Genomic DNA, 15532 nt, shown 5'->3' with positions numbered 1-15532 from the left:
CTATTTCCCTGCGCCTTCGAACCAGGCCACCAGCAGCGCCCGTTCCTTGTCGGTAATCTGCGAGACGTTGGCCGGCGGCATGGCGTGGCTGCGGCCGGCCTGCAGATAGATCTCGCGGGCATGGTTGGCGATGTCGGCGTCGGTGTCGAGCATCACCCCCTTTGGCGCGTGGTAGATACCCTCATAGACCGGCTCCGCCGCGTGGCACATCGAGCAGCGGCCAAGCACGGTATCGCGCACGGCCGGGAAATGCGCTGATGCGACATAGATCTGCGCGGCGGCCGATTCTTTCGGCTCGCCGGTCAGCACCTTCGGCGCGGTCGACAGCCAGATGATGATGATGAACAGGACAACGGCTCCCAGCCAGGTCCAGGTCGGGTTACCCTTGCGCGCATGGACGCTGTTGAAATAGTGCCGGATCAGCACGCCGATGATGAACACCAGCGAGGCGATGACCCAGTTGAACTGCGTGCCAAACGCCAGCGGATAGTGGTTCGACAGCATCAGGAACAGCACAGGCAGCGTCAGGTAGTTGTTGTGCAGGGAGCGCTGCTTGGCGATCTTGCCGTATTTCGGATCGGGCTTGCGGCCGGCGATGAGGTCGGCAACAACGATCTTCTGGTTGGGGATGATGACCATGAAGACGTTGGCCGACATGATCGTCGCGGTGATGGCGCCGAGATGCAGGAAGGCGGCACGGCCGGTGAACAGATGGGTGAGGCCCCAGGCGATGAACACCAGCACGCAGTAGAGCACCAGCATCAGGCCGGTGTCGCTTTTTCCCAGCGGCGAACGGCACAGCAGGTCATAGACCACCCAGCCGACGCCGATCGTCGCCAGCGACAGCAAGATGCCGACCGGCACCGACATTGGCAACACATTGGGATCGATCAGGAACAGATCGGCTCCGGCATAATAGACGACGCACAGCATCGCAAAACCGGACAGCCAGGTGGCGTAGGATTCCCATTTGAACCAGGTCAGGTGCTCAGGCATCTCGGCCGGCGCCACCAGATATTTCTGGATGTGGTAAAAGCCGCCGCCATGCACCTGCCATTCCTCGCCGAAGGCGCCGACAGGCATGCCAGGGCGCTGCCGCAGGCCGAGATCGAGCGCCACGAAGTAGAAAGACGAACCGATCCAGGCGATGCCGGTGATGACATGCAGCCAACGCACGGCGAAGCTCAGCCAGTCCCAGAAAATCGCGAAATCCATCATTGAAGTCGTCCCTGCCGATGACGCGACTTTACGGTGTCGCGCGCAAACGGAAAGAGGCGAGGTGCGCGATGACTTTCAAAAAAAAATGGAAAATACTAGGTTGTTGAACGCAGCTGGATGAGAGCCACGAAACCGCATGGCCTATCTCGACAACATCGCCGTCTTCGTTCGCGTCGTCGAGCTCGGCAATTTGTCGGCGGCAGGCCGCGACATGCGCATTTCGCCGGCGGTCGCCTCCAACCGCATCAAGGAGCTGGAGAAGCATCTGGGCGTGCGGCTGTTCAACCGCACCACACGGCAATTGATGCCGACCGAGCATGGCACGGTTTTCTATTCGGGCGCCAAGCAGGTGCTGGAGGCGATCACCGAAGCGGAAGCCGCCGTTTCGGCACTGTCCGGACAACCGCGCGGCACCATCCGCGTGACGGCACCGCTCGGCCTCGGCCGCCGGCTGGTGGCCTCGGGCATCCCCGATTTCCACGACAAATATCCCGACATCGAAGTGCGGCTGAGGCTCTCGGACCACAATGTCGATATCATGAAGGAAGGCATCGACGTCGCCTTCCGGCTCGGCATCATCGAGGATTCCAGCCTCAGGATGCGCGGCATCATGGAATGCGAACGCGTACTGGTGGCAGCGCCGAAGTATCTGGAAGCGCGCGGCGAACCCGTTGAGCCGCAGGAACTGATCGGCAAGAAGCACGACTGCCTGATGCTGCGCTATTCCGGCGCGCGCGAATATGTGTGGACGTTGCAGACCCCCACCGGCCAGCAGAAATTCGAGGTGCACGGGCCCTACGACACCGACGATGGCGACGTGCTGACCGGCTGGGCGCTGTCCGGCCGCGGCATCATCAACAAGCCGCGCTTTGAGGTCGAGCCGTTCATCCGCGACCGGCGGCTGAAGGTGATCCTTAGCAACACGCCGCCGACGCCGGTGCAGTTCGCCGCCGTCTATCCGCACAAGAAGCTGCAGGACCCCAAGGTGCGGCTGCTGCTCGACTTCATGGCCGAGCGCTGCCAACGGCTGATCAAAGATCTTCTCGCTGGCAAGTAAGGGTTGGCTGGCAAGCAAGGCTGGTTCGAAAGTGATGGCTGGCAAGCAAGTGACCGGCAGTTGGCCCAGCGCCGGCGGTTGCCATCGCTGGACGTGACGAACATAGTTCCGATGGTATTTCGCCTTGCAGGGACCATCGATGGACAACGGCGCCACAATGCATCTTGCCGTTTCACCGCTTCCGGGAACCTCCGAGCCATCGCCAGGAGCCGAGCCGGACTTCAGCCTTCTGGCGCGGTTTGTCCAAAGGGCCGAAGTGGCCGGTCTGGACATGGTGATTTTCGCCGATTCCGCGCCGGCTTCCGGCAGCGATGCCGCGACGATGCCCTTCGAAGCGACGACCTTGGTGGCCGCGCTGGCGACGGTAACGATCACGATCGGGCTGGTCGCGGCGGCCTCGACGGTTGCCCACCAGCCCTACAATCTGGCGCGCCGTTTTGCTTCGCTCGACATCATCAGCCATGGCCGCGCTGGCTGGAACGCGACGATGGCGCAGGCCCCGCGTGAGGCAGCCAATTTCAGCCGCCCGGACGGGTTTTCCGCTGACGATTTTCGCCGCCGCAGCGAGGAATATTTCGCCATCGTTCAGGGCTTGTGGCAAGGCTGGGACGAAGACGCGCTCAAGTTCGACAAGAGCGGCGGCCGCTTCCACGATCCCGAAAAGATGCACCTGCTCGACCACAGGGGCGAATTCTTTTCGGTGCGCGGGCCGCTGAACGTCGCGCGCTCGCCACAGGATACGCCGGTGCTGGTGCTGTCCGGCCTGTCAGCGGCAGACATGGACATTGCCGCTCGCACCGCCGATGTCGTCCTGCTGGACAGCGAACCGATCGAGAGCGTGAAAACCCGCCATGACGATCTGAAGCGCCGCGTTGCCGCCTGCGGACGCGACCCGGATGTCGTGAAGGTGCTGATGAATGTCTCGCACGTCATTGATGAAAAGCTTGCCGTCACCGCCGATCGTCTCGACGACATGTTCCGGTCGAAAAGCTGCGATGGGTTCAACATGCAGATGCCGGCGGAGCTTTCGGCACTCGACAATTTTGTCGATATGGTTTTGCCGGCGCTGCGGCGACGCGGCCTGTTTCGAGAAAGCTATCGCGGGACAAATTTGCGGTCGCATCTTGGGATTGCCGGCGGAGGTGATCGATGACCGCCGCTTCCCGCCAGATGAAGCTTGGCGCCTTCCTGTGGGCGACAGGCCATCATATCGCCGCCTGGCGCCATCCCAACGCACATGTGACCGCCGGCATCGACATCGACCATTACATCCAGCTGGCGCGCACAGCGGAGGCGGCGAAGTTCGATATGGTCTTCTGCGAGGATGCCGCCGGCCTGCGCGAAGCCAATGTCGCCATCGCCAGCCAGACCTCGCGCTCGATCGGCTTCGAGCCGATCAGCCTTCTGTCGGCGCTGGCCGTCCAGACCAGCCGCATCGGCCTCGTCTCCACCGCGTCGACAAGCTACAACGAGCCCTACGGCCTGGCGCGGACCTTCCTGTCGCTCGACCATCTGAGCGGCGGTCGGGCCGGCTGGAATCTGGTCACTTCGGCCAGTCCCATCGAGGCCGCCAATTTCGGTTCGACCGGCTTGCGGCCGCATGCCGATCGCTACGAGCGGGCGCGTGAGTTCGCTGATGTGGTCACCGGACTTTGGCGCGGCAATCCAGATGGGGCTCCCGGTCACGATGGCCAGAGCTTTTCGGTGAGGGATCCGCTCGATCTGCCGCGTTCGCCGCAGGGCGCACCGGTGCTAGTTCAGGCCGGCGCCTCGGATGTCGGCCGCGACCTTGCCGCCCGCACCGCCGATGTGGTGTTCACGGCGGCGCAGACCTTCGAGGAAGCGAAGGCCTTCTACGACGATCTCAAGGGGCGCCTGGTGGCCTATGGGCGAGAGCCCGACGACATCAAGATCATGCCCGGCGTCGCACCAGTAGTGGCTGAAACCGCGGCGCAGGCCCAGGAAAAATACGAGGAATTGCAGGAGCTGATCCCCGACGATGTCGGCGTTGCGCTGCTGTCCAGCTACCTCAGCATCGCCGATCTGTGGCGCTATCCGATCGATGGGCCGCTGCCCGAGCTGCCGCCCAGCGAAGGCATGCAGAGCCGGCAAGCGCTGGTCATCGAGCAGTCGCGCCGCGACAACCTCTCCATCCGCCAGCTGGCGCGGCATTTCGCCGGCGCCCGCGGCCACTGGCGCATCGTCGGAACGGCGGCCGAGATCGCCGACGAGCTGCAGGCGCGGTTCGAAGGAGGTGCTGCCGACGGCTTCAACGTCATGCCCTCATATTTCCCCGGCGAACTCGATGCCTTTGCGACACTCGTCGTGCCGGAACTGCAGCGGCGTGGCCTTTTTCGCAAGGATTATGAAGGCCGCACGCTGCGCGACCATCTGGGCTTGAAGCGGCCGATGTAGCTGCGATGTAAGATTATCCGGCTAACACCCTGTCACGCTGGACCTGACGACCGGCGTTTGACGCTGCGCTGTGAATGACCATCGCGGTCATGATTTCTGCGGCCGCGAGTGCGGCGATGACAGGCGGGCGCTTGTCCTTGACGGCATCGCCGCCGATCGGCGAGACGAAGCGGGCAAACTCGGCCTCGCTGCCGTCCGCCGATTTCAGGAACCAGTTCTTGAACGTCGCTTTCTTGGTCTTCGAGCCGATCATGCCGACATAGGCGGTATCGTTGCGCTTCAACGCTTCGGCGACGATCAGGAAATCCAGCGCATGGTCGTGGGTGAGGATGGCGAAAGCGGTGCCGGCCGGCGCATCGCGCACCATCGCTTCGGGCATCGGCGTCAACCGGGTCTCGACGGTTTCCGGCATGCCTTCGAGCGCCTCGGCCCGCGTCTCGATGACGACGGCGTGCACAGGGAGAAGGGCCACCGCGGAGGCCAGCGCCTGGCCGACATGGCCGCCGCCGAAGATATAGACATAGGGCAGGTGTGCCTCTTCTGTCTCAGCCGATGCAACCAGCTCGGCTGCCAGCCCTGCGTCAACGAGCCGGATCAACACTTCGACGCGCCCGCCACAGCATTGGCCGATCTCGGGGCCGAGCGGCACGTCTAAGGTCGCGCAGACCTCGTCAACCTCGATGCGGGCATCCCTTGAGGGGGAGACAAGCATCTGCCGCGCCTTGTCGATCGCCATGTATTCGAGCTGGCCGCCGCCGATCGTGCCAAGAATCGTCGCCTGCGAGACGAGCATCAAGGCGCCCTTCTCGCGTGGCGTCGAGCCCTTGGTGCCCGCCACTTCGACCAGGGCAACCCGGCCGGCGGTACTGAGAAAGGCTTTCAGACTTTGCACTTTCGAGTTCATTTCTCACGTTCCCGAATGGGAAATGTAGGCTTTTTCGGCCTGAATTGCACGTTTTGCCGATTTCAGGCGGTCTTGACCTCGTTCTTCAGCCGCTCGATCGCCATCAGCACCCGTTCCGGCGTCGCCGGCGCATCGAGACGCGGGCAGATCCTGTGGTCGGCGACGCTGGCCACCGCGTCCGACAGCGCGTGCAGCACCGACATGCCGAGGGGGAACGGCGGTTCACCGACTGCCTTGGAGCGGTGGATCGTCGGCTCGCTTGCTTCCGGCCAGTCGGCCAAGGTGACGTTGAAGATCTTCGGCCGGTCCGACGCCAGCGGGATCTTGTAGGTCGAGGGCGCGTGCGTGCGCAGCCGGCCCTTGCCGTCCCACCACAGTTCCTCGGTCGTCAGCCAGCCCATGCCCTGGATGAAGCCGCCCTCGATCTGGCCGATATCGATGGCGCGGTTCAGCGAGCGGCCCGTGTCATGCAATATGTCGGTGCGCTCGACCATGTACTCGCCGGTCAGCGTGTCGACCGAGACTTCCGAGCAGGAGGCGCCATAAGCGAAGTAGTAGAAGGGGCGGCCCTGGCCCTTGTCACGGTTCCAGTGGATCTTTGGCGTTTTGTAAAAGCCCGCCGCCGAAAGCTGGATACGGGCCATATATGCCTGTTTGACGAGGTCGGCGAAGGCGATCTCCTGGTTGCCGATGCGCACCCGGTTGGGCAGGAACAGCACCTGGTCGCGCGGCACCTGATATTTTTCGGCCGCGAAATCGGTCAACCGATCCTTGATCTGGCGAGCGCCATTCTGCGCCGCCATGCCGTTGAGATCGGAACCGGATGACGCTGCGGTGGCCGAGGTGTTCGGCACCTTGCCGGTCGTCGTCGCGGTGATCTTCACCTGATCGAGATCGATCTGGAACTCTTCCGCCACCACTTGCGCCACCTTGACGTAGAGGCCCTGCCCCATCTCCGTGCCGCCGTGGTTCAGATGCACCGAGCCATCGGTGTAGACATGCACCAGCGCGCCGGCCTGGTTGTAGTGCGTGGCCGTGAACGAGATGCCGAACTTGACCGGCGTCAGCGCCAGGCCACGCTTGATGAAACGGCTGTTGGCATTGAAGGCCGATATCTCGCGCCGCCGCCGCGCATAGCTGGCGCTTTGCTCAAGCTCGGCGACGATGCGCTGTATGATGTTGTCCTCGACCGTCTGGTGGTAGGGCGTGATATTGCGGTCGCTTGTGCCGTAAAAATTCTTCTTACGAATTTCGAGCGGATCCTTGCCGACGGCGAAGGCAACCTCGTCGATGACGCGCTCGGCGCCGACCATGCCTTGTGGACCGCCGAAACCACGGAAAGCGGTGTTCGACACGGTGTTGGTGTAGAGCGGCGCTGACTGTGCATGCACCGCCGGCCAGAAATAGGTGTTGTCACAGTGGAACAGCGCGCGATCGGTCACCGGACCCGACAGGTCCGAGGAGAAGCCGCAGCGCGCCGCGAACATGAAATCGACGCCGAGAATGTTGCCCTCGTCATCGAAGCCGACTTCGTAGTCGACGAGGAAGTCATGACGCTTGCCGGTGGCGATCATGTCGTCGTCGCGGTCGGGCCGGATTTTCACGGCGCGATGGTGCTTTTTCGCGGCGATGGCGGCCAATGCCGCAAACTGGTTGCCTTGCGTTTCCTTGCCGCCGAACCCGCCGCCCATGCGGCGGATTTCCACCGTGATGGCGTTGCTCGGCACGCCGAGCGCATGGCTGACCATGTGCTGGACTTCGCTCGGATGCTGGGTCGAGGAATAGATGGTGACGTCCTCGTCCTCGCCGGGCACGGCCATGGCGATATGGCCCTCGAGATAGAAGTGCTCCTGACCGCCGACGCGCATCTGGCCTTTGAGCCGGCGGGGCGCGGCCTTGATCGCTGCCGCGGCGTCGCCGCGCTTCAGGGTCAGTGGCGGCGTGACTAGCTTGTCCTTACGGGGATCAAGTTCGCCGATGTCGGTGACGAAAGGCAATTCCTTATATTCGACCTTGGCCAGCCTGGTGGCGCGGCGTGCCTGCTCGCGCGTCTCGGCAATGACGCAGAAGATCGGCTGGCCGTAGAACTGCACCTTGCCGTCAGCCAGCACCGGCTCATCATGGCGCCCCGTCGGCGAAATGTCGTTTTCGCCAGGCACATCTTTGGCCGTCAGCACGTCGACGACCCCGGGGGCGGTGCGCACAGCCGACAGGTCCATGCTGGTGATGGTGGCATGGGTGGCAGCCGAAAGCCCAAGGCAGCCATGCAGCGTGCCGGCCGGTTCCGGCATGTCGTCGATGTAGACGGCGGTGCCGCTGACATGCTTGTGGCCCGAATCATGCCGCTGGTCGGTGGCGACGCCGCCGGTGATCTTTTCGGCCTTGGGATTGGGGGTGGCGTGCTTGTTCATCATGCCGCCTCGTGCCTTGAAACCTGGATCGGCTCCCTGGTGCCGCTGGTCTCGGCGAAGAAGCGCAGCAAAAGGTTGCGCGCCGCCAGGGCGCGATATTCGGCCGAGGCCCGCATGTCTGTCAGCGGGGTGAAATCATCAGCATACTTTGCCATCGCAGTCACAACCGTCTGTTCGGTCCACGGCTTGCCGACCAGCGCTTTTTCGACAGCCGACGCCCGCTTCGGTATCGCCGCCATGCCGCCATAGGCGATGCGCACATCGGCGACCGTGCCATCCTTGGCCAGGTTCAGGAAGAAGGCGCCAAGGGCAGCCGTGATGTCCTCATCGCGGCGCTTGGTGATCTTGTGGACAGCGAATTTCGTGCCTTTGGCGGGGATGGGAACGTGCACCGCCTCGACGAACTCGCCAGGCTGTCGGTCCTGCTTGCCATAGGCGACAAAGAAGGTTTCCAGTGGGATCGTCCGCCGCTTCTTGCCCTTGCGCAGCGTCAGGCGCGCGCCGAGCGCGATCAGGGGCGGTGGCGTATCGCCGATCGGCGAACCGTTGGCGATGTTGCCGCCGATGGTGCCCATGTTGCGCACCTGATCGCCACCGATGCGATCGAACAGCGGCCCCATCGCCGGGATGCGCTTGGCGAGCGTCGAGAACGCGTCGGTGTAGGTGACGCCGGCGCCGATGGTGATGACGCCGTTGGCTTCGGCGATGGTGCAAAGCCCGTCGAGATCACCGATGAAGACCGCCGGCGAAATATCGCGCATGTGCTTGGTCACCCACAGGCCGACATCGGTCGAGCCGGCAACGATGGTGGCGCCGGGTTCCTTGTCAAGCACGGCGGCGAAATCGTCGACGTTGGCCGGCACGACGAGCCGCTCCTTGCCGACGCCGATCTCGATCCGCGCGCCGTCATGCATGGCCTGGAGCCTTGCCGTGATTGTCTTGCGCTCGACCGCCAGCGGGTCCTTCGCCGCCTTGCCGTAGCTGGAGATGGCGCGGGCCGCGCGCATGATCGCCTCGTAGCCTGTGCAGCGGCAGAGATTGCCTTGCAGCGCCTTTTCGATGGCTTCATTCGACGGGTCGGGCGACCTCATCCACAGGCCATAGAGCGACATGACGAAGCCCGGCGTGCAGAAGCCGCACTGCGAGCCATGGAAATCGACCATCGCCTGCTGCACCGGGTGCAACTGGCCGGGAAGACCGCGCAAATGCTCGACAGTCACGACATGGGTGCCGTCCAGCGAGCCGAGGAAGCGGATGCAGGCGTTGACGCTTTCATAGACGAGACCGCCTGCCGAGAGCTTTCCGACCAGCACGGTGCAGGCGCCGCAATCGCCCTCGGCGCAGCCTTCCTTGGTGCCGCGCAGCGAACGGTCGAGCCGCAGCCAGTCGAGCAAGGTCGCGTCTGGCGCCACCGACGAAAGCGCGACGCCCCTGCCATTGAGAATGAAGCGTATCTCGTTGCGGATACGGACCTTGGCCATGCGTCAGCTCCCCCTGTAGGTCGAATAGCCGTAGGGCGAGACGAGCAGCGGCACATGATAGTGCACGGGTTCGGCCATGCCGAAGCGGATCGGTATCACGTCGAGAAAGGCCGGCTTGGGCAATTTCGTCCCCTGCTGGCGCAAATAGTCGCCCGCGGCAAAGATCAGTTCATATTCGCCGGCGCGGAACTCGGCGCCGGCAAGCAGCGGTGCGTCGCAACGGCCATCATCATTGGTGACGACGGTCTTCAGATGTGTGCGCGTATCGCCCTCGAGGTGATAGAGCGCGATCGACAATCCCGCCGCCGGCCTGCCGGTCGCGGTGTCGAGGACATGGGTCGTCAGACGCCCGCCATCGGCTTTCGACGTTTCTGCCACTGGCCGCCTCCCATTTCCTGTACGAGCGAACTGGCCCGGTACAGTCGAACATTGCTGATGAATTGTGCGCCAATTAAAGGCGATGCATAAGTCCCGGTCGAGCGGAGTGCGACAAAAACACTTTCAAAAATTTTCGGGGGAATGCGCGAGCAGCCCTTTCGATATCCTGATCATACATCGGGCAATGCCCGGCGGGAGGGACGATGCGTTACATCAGAGACATGTGCGGCTATGGAGCCAATCCGCCGGATCCGAAATGGCCTGGTGGTGCGCATGTCGCCGTGCAGTTCGTCGTCAACTACGAAGAGGGCGGCGAGAACTGCGTGCTCCACGGCGACAAGGCTTCGGAAGCCTTCCTGTCGGAGATCGTCGGCGCCGCACCCTGGGTGGGCCAGCGCCACTGGAACATGGAATCAATCTACGAATACGGCGCCCGCGCCGGTTTCTGGCGGCTGCTCAGGCTGTTCACCGAGGCCGAGGTGCCGGTGACCTGCTACGGCGTCGCCACCGCGCTCGCCCGCTCGCCCGACCAGGTCACGGCGATGCAGGAAGCCGGCTGGGAGATCGCGTCGCACGGGCTGAGATGGATCGACTATCGCGACCACAGCGCCGAGGACGAGCGCCGCGACCTCGAAGCGGCGATCAGCCTGCACTACGAGGTGACAGGCCAGCGCCCGACCGGCTGGTACACGGGGCGCACATCGGTCAACACGGTGCTGCTTGTGGCTGAGGAAGGCGGCTTCGCCTATGTGTCGGACACCTATGACGACGAGCTGCCCTATTGGTTCGAGCACGAAGGAGGCGCCCAGCTCATCATCCCCTACACGCTCGACGCCAACGACATGCGCTTCGCGACGCCACAAGGCTTCAATTCAGGCGACCAGTTCTTTGCCTATCTGAAGGACAGTTTCGACACGCTCTATGCCGAGGGCAAGGCCGGCCGGCCGCGCATGATGAACATCGGCCTGCATTGCCGCCTCGTCGGGCGGCCGGGCCGGGTGGCGGCGCTGAAGCGCTTCGTCGACTACGTGAAGTCGCACGACAAGGTCTGGCTGGCACGGCGCATCGATATCGCCCGCCACTGGCAAGAAAACCACCCCTATCGACCCGCAGCACTCAGACCGTCCAAGATGGAATTCGAGACGTTCGTCCACACTTTCGGCGGTGTCTTCGAGCATTCGCCCTGGATCGCCGAACGCGCCTTCGAGTTGGAGCTGGGCCCGGCGCATGACTCATCCGGCGGCCTGCACAACGCGCTTTGCCGCGTCTTCCGTTCCGCAAGCGAGGCCGAGCGGCTTTCAGTGCTCAACGCCCATCCCGACCTTGCCGGCAAACTGGCCAAGGCCAAACGGCTGACGGCGGAATCGACCAAGGAACAGGCCTCAGCCGGACTCGACGCGCTGACCGACAAGGAGCGCGAACTGTTTTCCAAGCTCAATGCCGCATACGTCACCACCTTCGGCTTCCCGTTCATCATCGCGGTGAAAGGCAAGACCAAGGAGGAGATCCTGGCGGAATTCGAGGCACGCATCGGCAACAGCCGCGGCGTTGAATTCGAGACCGCCTGCAAACAGGTCGAGCGCATCGCGCTGCTCCGCCTCAAGGACATGCTTCCGCAATAGGTTTAACCCATGGATACGATCAGGATGCCCGACCGAACCTATTACGCGCCGCATGGCGGCCACCCTGGCCAGAGTGAGCTGCTGACCGGCCGCGCCGTCTTCACCGAGGCCTATGCCGTCATCCCCAAGGGGGTGATGCAGGACATCGTCACCAGCGCCTTGCCGTTCTGGGACAAGACCCGCGTCTGGATATTGTCGCGGCCGCTGTCCGGCTTTGCCGAGACGTTTTCGCAATACATTGTCGAGGTCGCGCCCGGTGGCGGCAGCGAGAGGCCGGAGCCCGATGCAGGCGCCGAAGGGGCCTTGTTCGTGGTCGAAGGCGAGTTGACCGTTCTGCTTGCCGGCAAGAAGCATGTGCTCAGACCGGGCGGCTTCGCCTTCCTACCGCCGGCCAGCGCCTGGACGGTTCGCAACGAGAGCAAGACCGAGGTCCGCTTCCATTGGATCCGCAAGGCTTACGAGGCGGTCGACGGTCTAGAGGCGCCGGAAGCCTTCTTCACCAACGAACAGGACATCGCGCCAACGCCGATGCCCGGCACCGAAGGCCGCTGGGCGACGACCCGTTTCGTCGATCCTGCCGATTTGCGCCACGACATGCACATGACCATCGTGACGCTCGAGCCCGGCGCGGTCATTCCCTTCGCCGAGACGCATGTCATGGAGCACGGGCTTTATGTGCTGGAAGGCAAGGCGGTCTACCGCCTCAACCAGGACTGGGTCGAGGTCGAGGCCGGCGACTTCATGTGGCTGCGCGCCTTCTGCCCCCAGGCCTGCTATGCCGGCGGCCCGGGCAAATTCCGCTATCTGCTCTACAAGGACGTCAACCGCCACGCCAAGCTCGGCGGTGCCGGCATTGCTAGGCGGGCGCCGTGACCCGCATCGTCGCGCGGCCGCTGACCCGCGAGAGCTTTGCCGCCTTCGGCGACGTCATCGACATGGGCGGCGACAATCACTACCCGATCAATGGCGGCAAGGCCGAGCGCTACCACGATCTTGCCACGGCGCAAGCGACAGGGCCGAACGCCCGCGTGCTGATCTCGATGGTGCGCGGCACGCCTTACGAATTGCCGCTAAAGCTGACCATGGTCGAGCGCCATCCATTCGGCAGCCAGGCTTTCATTCCGCTGTCGCCCCGGCCGTTCCTTGTCGTCGTCTGCCACGACGGCGATGGGGGACCGGGTGAACCGCAGGCCTTCATCACCGCGCCCGGACAAGGCATCAACTATTCCCGCAACCTCTGGCACGGCGTGCTGACGCCGCTCGGCGAGGCGCAGGATTTCCTGATCGTCGACCGCGGCGGCGACGGTTCCAACCTGGAAGAATTCCATTTCTCGCACGCCTACGAGATCCATCTCCCCGACGAGAGCTTGTAATGACCGACATTTCCCTGATCGACCGCCTGCTCGACGTGATCGAGCACGACATCGTGCCGAAGACGGCCGACGGTGTTGCCCATGGCAACAAGCTGTTCGGCGCGGCGATCCTGCGCAAGGACGACCGTTCGCTGGTACTGGCCGAAACCAACAACGAGATCGAAAACCCGCTCTGGCATGGCGAGGTGCATTGCCTGAAGCGCTTCTATGAAATGCCAAAGGCCGAGCGCGTCGATACGAAAGACGCCATCTTCATCGCCACGCATGAACCCTGCTCGCTCTGCCTATCGGCGATCACCTGGACCGGCTTCGACAATTTCTACTATCTGTTCAGCCATGAGGATTCGCGCGACAGCTTCGCCATCCCGCATGATCTGAAGATTCTCAAGGAAGTCTTCACCCTCGATCCCGGCGGCTACAATGCCGAGAATGCCTACTGGAAGAGCTTTTCGATCCGCAGATTGGTACGGTCACTCCCCGAGGCCGAGCGCCAGCGGCTGGAAACGCGCATCGGCGAGATCTCGGCACGCTATGACGACCTGTCCGGCGCCTACCAAGCGAGCAAGGGCGACAACGACATTCCGCTGAATTGACGCGGACTGACCAGCCGAATTCGTTGGCTGGCCCACGACGCGATGCCACGGGCTCCATCATCTGGCGATCCTGGAGTCCCGCATGAAAATTGTCACCGAGTTCCCCCGCAAAGTCGTCGAATTTCCAGTAATGGGGATTGTCATGCCGGACGGCTGCCGGCTGTCGGCGAGGGTGTGGATGCCGGAAGACGCCGGCGACGATCCGGTGCCGGCGATCCTCGAGCACCTGCCCTACCGCAAGCGGGACGGCACCATTCTCCGCGATCAGCTGACGCATCCCTATTTCGCCGGCCACGGCTACGCCTCGATCCGCGTCGACATGCGCGGCAATGGCGATTCCGAAGGGCTGATGGACGACGAATATTCCGAACAGGAATTGCAGGACGCCTGCGACGTCATCGCCTGGGCGGCTTCGCAGCCCTGGTGCAACGGCAATGTCGGCATGATGGGCATTTCCTGGGGCGGCTTCAACTGCCTGCAGGTGGCGGCCAAGCAGCCCCCGGCGCTGAAGGCGGTTATCAGCCTGTGCTCGACCTCCGACCGCTATGCCGACGATATCCACTACAAGGGCGGTTGCCTGCTGATCGAGAATTTCGGCTGGGCGTCGACCATGCTGTCCTATTCGTCGCGGCCGCCGGACCCGCTCTTCACCGGCGACAAAAGGTGGCGCGACCTTTGGCTGACCCGGCTGGAGAACCAGCCTTTTCTCGCGCCGCTGTGGCTGAAGCACCAGCACCGCGACGCCTATTGGAAGCGCGGCTCAATCTGCGAGGATTATTCCGCCATCCAGGCCGCCGTGCTGTCGATCGGCGGCTGGCACGACGGCTACCGCAACACCGTCTCGCATCTGGCCACCAACATCGAAGCGCCGGTGAAGGGCATCATCGGACCGTGGATCCACAAATACCCGCATTACGCGGCACCCACACCGCGCATCGGTTTCCTGCAGGAGGCCCTGCGCTGGTGGGACCGCTGGCTGAAGGATATCGACACTGGTGTCGAGGTCGATCCAGCCTATCGTGCCTATGTCATGGACAGTGTCCGCCCCGCGCGCTGGCATCCCAAGCGGCCCGGTCGCTGGGTGGCTGAGCAGGAATGGCCGTCGCCTGCCATCAAGACGCAATCGATCGAGCTTGTCTCCGACGGTAGCAAGCCCGCCATCGTTGCTTCGCCGCAGAGTTGCGGCCTTGCCGGCGGCGAGTATTTTCCGTTCACCTTCGGCCCCGAACTGCCCGGCGACCAGCGCCCCGATGACGCTTTGTCGGTGTGTTTCGACCAGCCGGAACTCACTGAGGCGATCGACATCGTCGGCGCGCCCGAAGTCGAGGTGCGGCTGTCCTCCGACCGACCGCAGGCCAACATCGCGATCCGGCTGTGCGACGTGCACCCTGACGGTGCCTCGGAACTGATTTCCTACGGCGTGCTCAATCTGACACATCGCAATTCGCACGAATTCCCCGAGGCGCTGGTACCGGGCGAAACCGTGTCGGCGCGCGTGGTGCTCGATCAATGCGCCTATCGCGTGCCGGCAGGCCACCATCTGCGCATTGCCGTGTCGAATACCTATTGGCCGATGATCTGGCCGTCGCCGGAGCCGGTTCGGCTCGCCTTGTCGGCCGCCGTGCTGGCCCTGCCGCTGCGGCCGCTGGCGACAGGCAACGAAGTGACGTTTGCCGAGCCGGAAAGCGCCACTCCCTGGGCGACCGAGACGATCCGCGCCGCCAATTCCGAGCGTCATGTCGATCGCGACGAGAAGACCGGAATTGTGACGCTTTCCATAACGGATGATTTTGGCAAGGTGCGCGATCTTGCCCATGGCCTGGCCAATGGCAGCATCGCCCGCGAGATCTGGACGATCCATCCGGACGATCCCCTGGCGGCCTCTGGAAAAACGCACTGGACGCAGACCCTGTCGCGAAATGGATGGTCGGTGCGCACCGAGACATTCGCGGAAATGCGATCGGACGCGCAAAACTTCATCCTCAGCGCCAGAATCGAGGCCTATGAGGGCGAAACTCTCGTTTTCGAGCGTAACTTCGAGGAAAGGGTGCCGCGCGTCCTCCTGTGACCACGGATTTGG

Annotated in this window: 13 protein-coding genes; 8 read left to right on the top strand and 5 right to left on the bottom strand. The window is 63.5% G+C overall.

From position 1 onward, the window contains the following. The gene (locus tag AC1D08_RS02430) at window positions 1–1218 is read right to left on the bottom strand and encodes a urate hydroxylase PuuD (RefSeq protein ID WP_457150438.1); all 1218 of its coding nucleotides are present in this window, start codon (window positions 1216–1218) and stop codon (window positions 1–3) included. A gap of 136 nt (window positions 1219–1354) precedes the next feature. Here AC1D08_RS02430 and AC1D08_RS02425 point away from each other — a divergent pair, with 136 nt between their 5' ends. The 3 genes from AC1D08_RS02425 to AC1D08_RS02415 all read left to right on the top strand — a co-directional run bounded on the left by AC1D08_RS02425 (window position 1355) and on the right by AC1D08_RS02415 (window position 4690). Next, entirely contained in the window at window positions 1355–2275 is a 921-nt protein-coding gene (locus AC1D08_RS02425; protein ID WP_095083019.1) for a LysR family transcriptional regulator, read from the top strand. A gap of 139 nt (window positions 2276–2414) precedes the next feature. Continuing rightward, the gene (locus AC1D08_RS02420; protein ID WP_477422496.1) at window positions 2415–3428 is read left to right on the top strand and encodes an LLM class flavin-dependent oxidoreductase; all 1014 of its coding nucleotides are present in this window, start codon (window positions 2415–2417) and stop codon (window positions 3426–3428) included. Beyond that, window positions 3425–4690, top strand: coding sequence for an LLM class flavin-dependent oxidoreductase (locus AC1D08_RS02415; RefSeq protein ID WP_457150440.1), 1266 nt, complete (start codon window positions 3425–3427; stop codon window positions 4688–4690). The genes AC1D08_RS02420 and AC1D08_RS02415 overlap by 4 nt, the downstream gene beginning before the upstream one ends. A gap of 13 nt (window positions 4691–4703) precedes the next feature. Here the strand turns inward: AC1D08_RS02415 and xdhC are convergent, their stop codons facing one another. The 4 genes from xdhC to uraH all read right to left on the bottom strand — a co-directional run bounded on the left by xdhC (window position 4704) and on the right by uraH (window position 9864). Continuing rightward, complete coding sequence (xdhC, locus tag AC1D08_RS02410; RefSeq protein WP_457150441.1) at window positions 4704–5594, bottom strand: xanthine dehydrogenase accessory protein XdhC; 891 nt, start codon at window positions 5592–5594, stop codon at window positions 4704–4706. A 62-nt stretch (window positions 5595–5656) separates the two neighbouring features. Continuing rightward, complete coding sequence (xdhB, locus tag AC1D08_RS02405) at window positions 5657–8005, bottom strand: xanthine dehydrogenase molybdopterin binding subunit (RefSeq protein ID WP_457150449.1); 2349 nt, start codon at window positions 8003–8005, stop codon at window positions 5657–5659. Further along, window positions 8005–9486 carry a xanthine dehydrogenase small subunit gene (gene xdhA, locus AC1D08_RS02400; RefSeq protein WP_457150442.1) on the bottom strand — a complete coding sequence of 494 codons (1482 nt, stop codon included), beginning with the start codon at window positions 9484–9486 and terminating at the stop codon, window positions 8005–8007. The genes xdhB and xdhA overlap by 1 nt, the downstream gene beginning before the upstream one ends. A 3-nt stretch (window positions 9487–9489) precedes the next feature. After that, window positions 9490–9864 (bottom strand): hydroxyisourate hydrolase, encoded by a 375-nt coding sequence (gene uraH, locus AC1D08_RS02395; protein ID WP_457150443.1) that lies wholly within the window; start codon window positions 9862–9864, stop codon window positions 9490–9492. A gap of 203 nt (window positions 9865–10067) precedes the next feature. Between uraH and puuE the strand changes: the two genes are divergently transcribed. The 5 genes from puuE (at window position 10068) to AC1D08_RS02370 (ending at window position 15520) form a co-directional block, all read left to right on the top strand. After that, a complete protein-coding gene (gene puuE / locus AC1D08_RS02390) occupies window positions 10068–11486 on the top strand; it encodes an allantoinase PuuE (RefSeq protein ID WP_457150444.1) in 1419 nt (472 codons plus the stop codon). Between the two features lie 9 nt (window positions 11487–11495). Beyond that, a complete protein-coding gene (locus AC1D08_RS02385; RefSeq protein WP_457150445.1) occupies window positions 11496–12359 on the top strand; it encodes a bifunctional allantoicase/(S)-ureidoglycine aminohydrolase in 864 nt (287 codons plus the stop codon). Then, window positions 12356–12859, top strand: coding sequence for an ureidoglycolate lyase (locus tag AC1D08_RS02380; protein ID WP_095083037.1), 504 nt, complete (start codon window positions 12356–12358; stop codon window positions 12857–12859). The genes AC1D08_RS02385 and AC1D08_RS02380 overlap by 4 nt, the downstream gene beginning before the upstream one ends. Further along, a complete protein-coding gene (locus AC1D08_RS02375) occupies window positions 12859–13452 on the top strand; it encodes a nucleoside deaminase (protein WP_457150446.1) in 594 nt (197 codons plus the stop codon). The genes AC1D08_RS02380 and AC1D08_RS02375 overlap by 1 nt, the downstream gene beginning before the upstream one ends. Window positions 13453–13534: 82 nt before the next feature. Next, window positions 13535–15520: a CocE/NonD family hydrolase gene (locus AC1D08_RS02370; protein ID WP_477302418.1), complete on the top strand. Its 1986-nt coding sequence runs from the start codon at window positions 13535–13537 to the stop codon at window positions 15518–15520. Window positions 15521–15532: the final 12 nt, after the last annotated feature.

This window comes from Mesorhizobium sp. P2_E6 (assembly GCF_056403835.1).
Note: the sequence above shows the minus strand (reverse complement) of the source record. Positions and strands in the feature narration are given on the sequence as shown.